The organism is Pseudomonas sp. LM13, assembly GCF_041381355.1.
Classification (GTDB): Bacteria; Pseudomonadota; Gammaproteobacteria; order Pseudomonadales; family Pseudomonadaceae; genus Stutzerimonas; species Stutzerimonas frequens.
In genome coordinates, this window is record NZ_JACBXH010000045.1 from 23045 (window position 1) to 31814 (window position 8770).

Below are 8770 nucleotides of genomic sequence, written 5' to 3' on the forward strand. Positions count from 1 at the left end.
CGTGCCGCCGGCCCGCTTGCATCAGAACGGCGCGTCGATGTCGACCACGTCGATCAGCTTGTGGTTGACGAACTCCTTGAGGCCCAGGCCGAGCAACTCTCGGCCGTAGCCAGAGCGGCGTACGCCGCCGAACGGCAGGTCGGCCTTGGCCATGGTCGGGTGGTTGACGAACACCATGCCGGTGGAGATGCGCTTGGCGACTTCGGCGCCATGTTTGGCGTCGGCGGTGAACACCGAGCCGCCCAGGCCGAACGGCGAGTCGTTGGCGATGGCGATCGCTTCTTCCTCGTCGTGGGCGCGGTAGACCAGCGATACCGGCCCGAAGAATTCCCAGTAGTAGGCCGGGTTGTCCGGAGTCAGGCCGGTGAGGATCGTCGGCTGCACGAAGGCACCTTGCGCCGGCACCTTGGGCCCCACCTCGGTCGCGGTCGCGCCGTGGGCGACGGCCTGGCGGATCTGTTCCTTGACGTCGTCGGCGGCCTTCTGCGAGGACAGCGGCGCCAGGGTGGTAGCGGGGTCGAACGGATCGCCCGCCTTGAGCCCGGCCACGCCCTCGGTGTAGCGGCGCAGGAACTCATCGTAGATGGCCTCGACCAGGATGATGCGCTTGGAGGACACGCAGACCTGGCCGGCGTTCCAGTGGCGGCCGAACACCGCCCACTTCACGGTCTTGTCCAGCTCGGCGTCGGCCAGCACCACGAAGGCGTCGGCGCCACCGAGTTCCAGCGTGGACTTCTTCAGCGCCTTGCCAGCCTGGGCGGCGACCACCGCGCCTGCGCCTTCCGAGCCGGTCAGCGCCACGCCGTGCACGCGCGGGTCGTTGAGGATGATCTCGATGTGGTGCCGCGCCGCATAGAGGTTCTTGAAGGCGCCCGCGGGCAGGCCTGCTTCGAGCATCAGCTTCTCGAAGGCATCCGCGCTCTGCGGCACGTTGGAGGCGTGCTTGAGCAGCAGCGTGTTGCCCGCGGCCAGTTGCGGGGCCAGGATGCGGGCGATCTGGTAGTAGGGGAAATTCCACGGCTCGATCGCCAGGATCACACCCAGCGGCTCGTGTACCAGCAACGCGTCGCCCTCGGCGGGATCGGCCACGGTCAGTTTCTCCGGTGCCAGCAGGGCCTCGGCGTTCTTCACGTAATACTCGAAGATGCGCGCGGAAAGTTCGACCTCGGCCAGTGCCTCGGCGGTGATCTTGCCCATCTCCAGGGTCAGCAGTTTCGCGTAGTCGCCAGCCTTGGCGCGCAGCAGGTCTGCGGCACGCTGCAGGATGGCACCGCGCTCGGTGAACGAGCGCTCGCGCCAGGACAGGAAGGCTTCGTGCGCAGCGGCGATGGCCTGTTCCACCTCGGCGTCGGTGGCGTCCGGGAAGGTCTTCAGGGTCTCGCCGGTGTAGGGGTTGATGGTGGCGTATGCCATGTTCGATGATTCCTTGTGACAGTGGATGGAGGAAGGCGTCACGGCCTGCAGAGCCGGAGCGCGGACGAGGAATTCAGCGCAGGGTGAAGCCGAGCGCGTTCAGGGCTTCGCGCAGGCGATGGCGGCCCATCAGCGCGCCGGGGCTGCCGATGCGTTGCACCGACACTTGCGACCAGGGCCGGTCGTCACGCTGCTGCTCCTGCTGGAAGCGGCGCATCAGCGGGTCGTAGTGCGCCACCGCGGCGGCCTCGCCGGCAGCGTCGTAGCGTTCGTGATGCAGCACCGCCGGCTGTGCCAGGCGCGGCTTGACTTCGGCCGGGCGGGCCGGATCGGGATGGCCCACGCACATGCCGAACACCACGAAACTGTCCTGCGGCAGCCCCAGTTCAGCGGCGACCTGCTCTGGATGGTTGCGCATGCCGCCGATGTAGACGATACCCAGCCCCAGGGCTTCGAAGGCGTTCGCCGCGTTCTGCGCGGCTAACGCGGTGTCGACCGCTCCGACGGTGTAGCTCTCCAGGTAATCGATACCGTCGGTCGCGGCACCCTGCGCGGCACCGAGTCGGCGCAGCCGCGACCAGTCGGCGACCCAGGCCAGAAACAGCGGTGCCTCGGCCACGTGGCGCTGACCGCCGGCCAACGCGGCCAGGCGGGCGCGCCGCGCGGGGTCGCGCACGGCGATCACGCTCCATGGCTGCAGGTTGGACGAACTGGAGGCTGATTGCGCGGCAGCGATGGCGAGTTGAAGTGCCTCGTCGTCGACCGGTTGATCGGTGTAGGCGCGCACTGATCGGTGCTCCAGCAGCGCGGCCAGCGCGGCGGGAACAGGGGGCAGCGGCAGGGCGGCGGCCTCGCCATAGCGGGCCTGCCATGCGGAGGCTGGGTCGATCTGATGGGAAGTCATTCCAGAATCCTGTGCGTGTTAGGGGACTCAGGCCGCAGGTGTCGCGCCGATGCCGTCAAGCAACAGCACGCGGTAGTCCGCGCCCTTGAACCGGTGCACCCGTGCTGCCTGGTAAGCGGGGCTGTGATACCAGGCGCGTGCGGCCTGCATGTCGGAAAAGCGCAGGATCACGCCGCCCTCGATCGCCGGTCCCTCCAGCACCTCGAAATCGCCATAGAACGCCAGCGGCGTCAGATCGTGTCCTTCGCGCGCGGCTGGAGCCTGCCTCGCATAGATGTCAAGTTCGGTGGCGTCGAGGGTGCGTTCGCGCAGGAAAACCACGTAAGCGGACATGTTCAATCTCCTCACAGAAGGGCGAGCAGCGCCTTGGCGGCGTCGGCGGACGAGGCAGGGTTCTGGCCGGTGACCAGAAGGCCGTCGGTCAGCACGTGGGACTGCCAGTCGCCGCCCTTGCTGTAATGACCGCCATTGGCCTTGAGCACGTCCTCGACCAGAAACGGCACCACATCGGTCAGGCCAACCGCAGCCTCCTCGCTGTTGCTGAAACCGGTCACCTGCTTGCCGGCGACCAGCGGCTTGCCGTCGGCATCCTTGACGTGGCGCAGCACGCCAGGTGCGTGGCAGACCGTTCCGACCGGCTTGTTCGCCTTGACCGCCGCTTCGATCAGACCGATCGAGACCGGGTCTTCAGCCAGGTCCCATAGCGGGCCGTGGCCGCCGGGATAGAACACTGCATCGAAGTCGCCGATGGCGACCTCGGCCAGCTTGCGGGTGTTGGCCAGGGCCTTGACCGCGTCAGCGTCGGCCAGGAAGCGACGGGTCGCCTCGGTCTGGGCGTCGGGTTCGTCGCTCTTGGGGTCGAGCGGCGGCTGGCCGCCCTTGGGCGAGGCCAGGGTCAGCTTCGCGCCGGCATCGAGGAAGGCATAGTAGGGGGCAGCCAGTTCCTCCAGCCAGAAGCCGGTTTTCCTGCCAGTGTTGCCGAGTTGGTCGTGCGAAGTGAGGATGACGAGAATATTGGCCATAGCGGCTCTCCTTTGGAGGTTCGAAGTGAAAGACTCAGGGGGTGCCGACTCGTACCACGACCTTGCCGAAGTGCCTGCCGGCGAGCAGGTCGATCAGCGCCTGGGGCGCATGTTCCAGGCCCTCGACGAAGTCTTCGCGGACCGAGACCTTGCCCTCGGCGACCCATGCGCCCATGTCGCGCTGAAACGCCGCGAAACCGTCGGCGTAGTGGTCGCCGATGATGAAACCCTGCAGCAGCAGGCGCTTGCGCAGAACCAGCCCCAGCATCATCGGCATGCGGTCCGGGCCAGGTGGCAGGTCGGTGTCGTTGTAGTGGGCGATCAGCCCGCACACCGGCACGCGGGCGCCGACGTTCAGTCGCGGCAGCACGGTGTCGAGCACCGTGCCGCCGACGTTCTCGTAGTAGACGTCGATACCCTGCGGCGTCGCGGTAGCCAGTTGTTCGGCAAAGTCGGGCGCGCGGTGGTCGAGGCAGACATCGAAGCCGAACGCTTCGCGCGCGTAGCGGCATTTTTCCGGCCCGCCGGCGATGCCGATGGCGCGCGCGCCCTTTAGCCGGGCAAGCTGCCCAACTACCGAGCCGACCGCGCCGATGGCGGAGGCGACGACCACAGTCTCGCCCGGCTGCGGCCGGCCGATGTTCAGCAGGCCGTGGTAGGCGGTGAAGCCGGGCATGCCGAGCACGCTCAGCGCCAGCGAAGGATTCGTGGTCCGGGAATCGAGCACGACCAGTCCACGACCGTCGGAAAGCGTATGGCTCTGCCAACCCGTGTCGCCGACGACCAGGTCGCCAACCTTGAATGCCGGGTCGTGCGAAACCTCCACCCGGCTCACCGCGCCGCCGGTCATCACCTCGCCTAGCGCTACGGGTGGAGCATAGGACGGAGCATCGCTCATTCGCCCCCGCATATACGGGTCGAGCGAGAGGTACAGCGTGCGCAGCAGGAGCTGGCCCTTGCCTGGCTCAGGCAGCGATTCCTGTTCCAGCCGGAAGTCGTCTGGCGTCGGCTCACCCGAGGGGCGTGAGGCAAGTACGATGCGGGTTTGCAGGATCGCAGTGGTCATCGCTGACTCCTGAAAAGGACGGCCGAAACGGACTCATGTGCGTGCGTGGAAGCAAAGTTTGTCATCTGATTGAATTAGACCGGTCGTATACAGTTTGGGCAAAAAAAAAAGCTACGAGGACTTTTTTCTGTCTGTCAGGCGCAGCGTCGAAGATGAGAAGACAGGCCTAGCAGGCCCTGCGTAGCAGCCAGCGCGGCCTCCATGGGTACACGGTCGCGCGTGAGCTTGGCGCGCAGGCTCGCGCCCAGCCACAACTGGTACAACGTGTTCGCCGTTGTGCTGGCATCCAGCTCAACCGGAAGCGAGCCGTCGCTGGCGCCATCCTCGATGGCGCTGGCCAAACGCGCGATCACTCGCGTGGTGCCCTGTTCAAGAACTAAACGCATCGCCTCGGAGAGGTCGCTGACCTCCGCAGCCAGCTTGACCGCCAGACACTTGCCCTTCGGGTCACAGGCTGCCTGGGTCTCCAGCCAGTACTCGAAATAGGCGATCAGTCGCTGTGCTGCGGAAAGATCAGGACGACTCAGCAGATTATCGAGCGAAGCCAGGTAATCGGCGAAGTAATCCTCCAGCAGCGCTTCGCCAAAGGCCTCCTTGGAGCCGAAGTAATGGTAGAAGGAACCCTTCGGCACGCCGGAAGCCTGGAGAACCTCGTTCAGGCCCACGGCGCTGAAGCCCTTTCCCGCGATAATGATCCGGGCGGTATCGAGGATATGTTGGCGGACGTCGTTCGTGGCATTAGTCATGGTTTGTATCTTACCCTGAAACTAGACCGGTCGTCTACAATCATCGGGCAAGTTGATGATGACAGTTAAAAGCTATTAATAGAGCGCTTGCTGCGCAATGCCAGGGACGCTTCCCGGACAGCAGCAGCCGCTTCTCAAGAGGAAGATTCGCGCTCAACGGCTTATCTGCTTGGTATGCGTGTCTGCTTCTCTCGCCGGCAGCGTACAAACGCGGGCGGCAGCTGGCTGTGCCAGCAAACCGTGATGGTTTCTGGTTACCGCTACAGTTACCGCCACCCGAGTTCCCATTTATCCGGGTTCTGTATTTCGGGAATTCCGAAAATGATCAGCCGGAAAAAGTGGGGAAATCCGTGTACCCGTTGGCGCCGCCGCCGTAATAGACGCTGCTGTCAGCAGCCGCCAATGGCTGGTTGCCGCGCAGTCGCTCGACAAGGTCAGGATTGCCGATGAACGGCCGGCCAAACGAAAGGTTCTTCACCCAACTCCGGGGAATGCCGCCCGGATCTTGAGGAAGAAGTAGGCGTCATCGCGGTAGCCGTAGGCGATGCGCTTGATGACTTTGATGCGGTTGTTGATGCCTTCGAGCAGACCGGTGTGCATGGGCCAGCGCACCCGGCTGAGGATGCCGCGCCAGTACGGCCGCAGGCACTTGGCGAAGTGCATCAGGGCCGGGATCGCACTCTCCCGGGCATGGCGCAGCCATTGTTTCCAGGCACGGTGCCAAGCCCAGGCGCTGGGTGCGTTCCACAATGCCTTGAGTTGCTCCTTCATCACGTAGACCGTCATCAGCGACTGATTGGCTTCCAGCACCTCGCTCAGTCGGATCTGTTCGGACTCGGCCAGGTTTGCCGGGTTGCGCAGCAGCAGCCAGTGCGAGCGTTTGACCACCTTGCGAGCCGGCTTGTCGTGGCGCAGTTGGTTGGCCGCATCCACCCGCACCCGGCCGATCACCTCGCGGCCGTATTTGGAGATCACATGGAACAGGTCGTACACCACCTGTGCGTTCGGGCAGTGCTGACGCACTTCCAAGTCATAGGCGGTGTTCATGTCCATGGCCACCGCCTGGATGTCGGCACAGCGTTGGGGACCAAGCAACTCGAAGAACGGCCTCACCTCAGCCCGTGAGCGGCCTCGGCCAACCCACAGCACCCGCTTGCGCTCCACATCCACCACGACGGTGGCGTATCGGTGGCCCTTCTGGATCGCAAACTCGTCCATCGCGATCCGCCGCACCCCGTCCAGATCCACCGGCCCCAGCCTGCGCTCCAATGTCTGCAAGTCGATCGCCTTGGTCGTCTTCCAGTCCAGTCCGTGCCAACGAGCAGCATGCAGTACCGAGGTCACCGCGCACAGCCGTGCCACGCTCTCGGCCAGCCGCCGCGTCACCCGGCAATGCCGGTCAAGCCAGTCCAATCGCTCCACGCGGGGGCCGCAGGATAGGCAAGCCAAGCGCAGACGCGGCACGTGCAGCTCCACCTGATCATCGAATATCGGCAGCTCGCGGATGCGCCGCATCATGCGGTCATGAATCGCTGTCACCGCCTGACCACAGCCCATGCAATGCCGCTGCGCACCAGGTGCAGGCTCCAACTCGATCACCAGCCAACGCTGTTGTCCACGAGACTCATGGCGCCACTTGCGCACTCGATACCCCTCCCAGCTGCCCAGCCGGGACATACAATCCTGCTCGGCCACGGTCGACCCTCAGTCTGTTGCCTAGAGAACAGCAAGTCTGACCGGTCGGCCGTGTGCCTTCCTCCCCTCAGTTGGGAGAAGAACCGTAAAAAAGCCGGGCATCCGCCCGGCTTGATCGATTGACGCTCAGCTCAGAGGCTGGCGTCGAGCACCAGCTTGCCGCGTGTATGTCGCCCCCAGCTTTTGCGCAATGCGCCTTCGGCCTGGGACAAGGGCAGCACCTGCACCTCGATTGTCAGCTCGCCGGCCTCGAACAGTGCAGCGATGTCCTGGAGCTGCTTGCCATCGGATCGCGTGGCGAAATGCTTGCCGGTTGCGCTGGCTGACTCCGCCTGCTTGGCGTCCGGTGGGCTCACTGGGGATACCAGCAGTGCGCCGGGCTTGAGCACCGACCATGAGCGCGTTTGAGTGTCTCCACCGACCAGATCAAGCACCACATCGACCGGCTCGACAGCCGTCTCGAACCGCGTCTGGTTGTAGTCAATGACCTGCGAGGCGCCCAGCCCACGCAGGTAGTCATGGTTGCCCGCCGATGCGGTGGCGATGACGGTGGCGCCAGCGATGCGCGCCATCTGCACCGCCATGCTGCCCACGCCACCTGCGGCGCCGTGGATGAGCACCCGCTGGCCCGCCTTGATGTGCGCATGCTCATGCAGCGCCTGCCAGGCGGTCAGCGCAACCGCCGGTACCCCACTGGCGTGCAGCGCCGACAAGCGACTCGGCCGGTGGGCCAGGCGATCAGCACTGGCCACCACCTCGGTAGCGTACCCGCCGACAATATTGATGAAACCAAACACCTCATCGCCCACCGAAAACTCAGTCACATCTTCGCCTAGAGCGGCCACCCGACCTGCTACTTCGGCGCCCGGCGTGTAGGGCAACTGCAGCGGAATAAACGCTTTCATGGCTCCGGAAAGCACCTTCCAATCGATCGGGTTCACCCCGCTGCCGGCCACCTCGATCAATACCTCGCCCTTACCCGGCACCGGCGATGGCAACTCCTCGAACACGAAACCTTCGGGCTGCCCGTACTGCGCTACACGAATCGCTTTCATCTCTCACCTCAAATTGGGTTTTTCTTGAGCGAGCCGGCGGCAGGCGCCGGCCAGGAACGGAAGGGTCTTAACGGCGCCGTGCATCCAGACTGAAACGCCCAGCGCCGAAGGCGACGACCTGCAGCAGCCCGCCTGCCATGGCGATGTTCTTGAAGAAATGGATGAACTGGTTCTGGTCGCCCAGCTGATTATGGAACGCCAGGGCCGTCGCCACGCTGAACACGGCGAGCCCGGCGGCTATTAGGCGGGTGCGGTAGCCCAGGATCAGCGCGATGCCACCGACCACTTCAATCAGGATGGCGATCGCCAGCGCGAGCGTTGGGAACGGCAAGCCGACCGATTCGATGTAGCCAATCATTCCCGCCGGCGCGCTGATCTTGCTGACGCCCGAGAGCAGGAAAATCGCGCTCAGCAGAACGCGGCCGGTGAGCGAAGCCGAAGCTAGGAGCGTGTCACTGTGGTGGATGCCGGAAGTGTTGGTAGTGGTTGCAGTTGCTTGAGTCATGGCTATTTCCTCTTGAAGGGCTTACCACTTTGGTGAGCCGCATTGAGGAGAATTCTGCACGCGGCGGGCTTATCTAAATAGCCGCCTAATATAGAAGGTTAGGTTCGAGTAAATCGATCGAATGCCAGCACTGGCATGACTTGAGCGAAGTCGCTTACTTCTACAGTGGTCACAACCGAACTACTTAGGCAGCACTAATCACAGGGGCCACCGAGATCAAGGCGTTTCGGGACTAACACACCTATGGGGATCAACCCGTAGGCTCAGGGCGTATTGTCTTAAGCAAGGAGCGATTGCACTCAGCTAACATCCCTAGAGCTGTAGATCGCAGGTTCTGCAGTCGTTGCGAGCGTCCGCTTCTGGC

9 protein-coding genes and 1 pseudogene are annotated in these 8770 nt (G+C 64.2%); all 10 read right to left on the bottom strand.

The annotated features are described in order from the left end of the window. Positions 1-21: 21 nt before the first annotated feature. The 10 genes and pseudogenes from HZR81_RS20480 to HZR81_RS20525 all read right to left on the bottom strand — a co-directional run bounded on the left by HZR81_RS20480 (position 22) and on the right by HZR81_RS20525 (position 8406). Entirely contained in the window at positions 22-1413 is a 1392-nt protein-coding gene (locus HZR81_RS20480; protein WP_058131069.1) for an NAD-dependent succinate-semialdehyde dehydrogenase, read from the bottom strand. Positions 1414-1486: 73 nt separating this feature from the next. Further along, the gene (locus tag HZR81_RS20485) at positions 1487-2317 is read right to left on the bottom strand and encodes a nitroreductase family protein (protein ID WP_034030325.1); all 831 of its coding nucleotides are present in this window, start codon (positions 2315-2317) and stop codon (positions 1487-1489) included. 27 nt (positions 2318-2344) lie between these two features. Next, a complete protein-coding gene (locus tag HZR81_RS20490) occupies positions 2345-2650 on the bottom strand; it encodes a DUF1330 domain-containing protein (RefSeq protein ID WP_023007046.1) in 306 nt (101 codons plus the stop codon). An 11-nt stretch (positions 2651-2661) separates the two neighbouring features. Then, the gene (locus HZR81_RS20495; protein ID WP_034030322.1) at positions 2662-3339 is read right to left on the bottom strand and encodes a type 1 glutamine amidotransferase domain-containing protein; all 678 of its coding nucleotides are present in this window, start codon (positions 3337-3339) and stop codon (positions 2662-2664) included. A 34-nt stretch (positions 3340-3373) separates the two neighbouring features. Then, entirely contained in the window at positions 3374-4405 is a 1032-nt protein-coding gene (curA, locus tag HZR81_RS20500; RefSeq protein ID WP_023007044.1) for an NADPH-dependent curcumin/dihydrocurcumin reductase, read from the bottom strand. A gap of 134 nt (positions 4406-4539) precedes the next feature. Next, positions 4540-5151: a TetR/AcrR family transcriptional regulator gene (locus HZR81_RS20505; RefSeq protein WP_150981814.1), complete on the bottom strand. Its 612-nt coding sequence runs from the start codon at positions 5149-5151 to the stop codon at positions 4540-4542. Between the two features lie 325 nt (positions 5152-5476). Then, positions 5477-5620, bottom strand: a pseudogene (locus HZR81_RS20510) (alkene reductase); the annotation flags it as partial. A gap of 5 nt (positions 5621-5625) precedes the next feature. Next, on the bottom strand, positions 5626-6846 hold the full coding sequence (locus HZR81_RS20515; RefSeq protein WP_023112352.1) for an ISL3 family transposase: 1221 nt from the start codon (positions 6844-6846) through the stop codon (positions 5626-5628). A gap of 131 nt (positions 6847-6977) precedes the next feature. Next, entirely contained in the window at positions 6978-7901 is a 924-nt protein-coding gene (locus tag HZR81_RS20520) for an NADP-dependent oxidoreductase (RefSeq protein ID WP_399868512.1), read from the bottom strand. 67 nt (positions 7902-7968) lie between these two features. After that, entirely contained in the window at positions 7969-8406 is a 438-nt protein-coding gene (locus HZR81_RS20525; RefSeq protein WP_399868514.1) for a DoxX family protein, read from the bottom strand. Positions 8407-8770 lie beyond the last annotated feature (364 nt).

Excerpts from the sequence above, each read along its gene's own strand:
- HZR81_RS20480 (WP_058131069.1), bottom strand. The coding sequence starts at position 1,413 with ATGGCATACGCCACCATCAACCCCTACACCGGCGAGACCCTGAAGACC.
- HZR81_RS20485 (WP_034030325.1), bottom strand. The coding sequence starts at position 2,317 with ATGACTTCCCATCAGATCGACCCAGCCTCCGCATGGCAGGCCCGCTAT.
- HZR81_RS20490 (WP_023007046.1), bottom strand. The coding sequence starts at position 2,650 with ATGTCCGCTTACGTGGTTTTCCTGCGCGAACGCACCCTCGACGCCACC.
- HZR81_RS20495 (WP_034030322.1), bottom strand. The coding sequence starts at position 3,339 with ATGGCCAATATTCTCGTCATCCTCACTTCGCACGACCAACTCGGCAAC.
- curA (WP_023007044.1), bottom strand. The coding sequence starts at position 4,405 with ATGACCACTGCGATCCTGCAAACCCGCATCGTACTTGCCTCACGCCCC.
- HZR81_RS20505 (WP_150981814.1), bottom strand. The coding sequence starts at position 5,151 with ATGACTAATGCCACGAACGACGTCCGCCAACATATCCTCGATACCGCC.
- HZR81_RS20520 (WP_399868512.1), bottom strand. The coding sequence starts at position 7,901 with ATGAAAGCGATTCGTGTAGCGCAGTACGGGCAGCCCGAAGGTTTCGTG.
- HZR81_RS20525 (WP_399868514.1), bottom strand. The coding sequence starts at position 8,406 with ATGACTCAAGCAACTGCAACCACTACCAACACTTCCGGCATCCACCAC.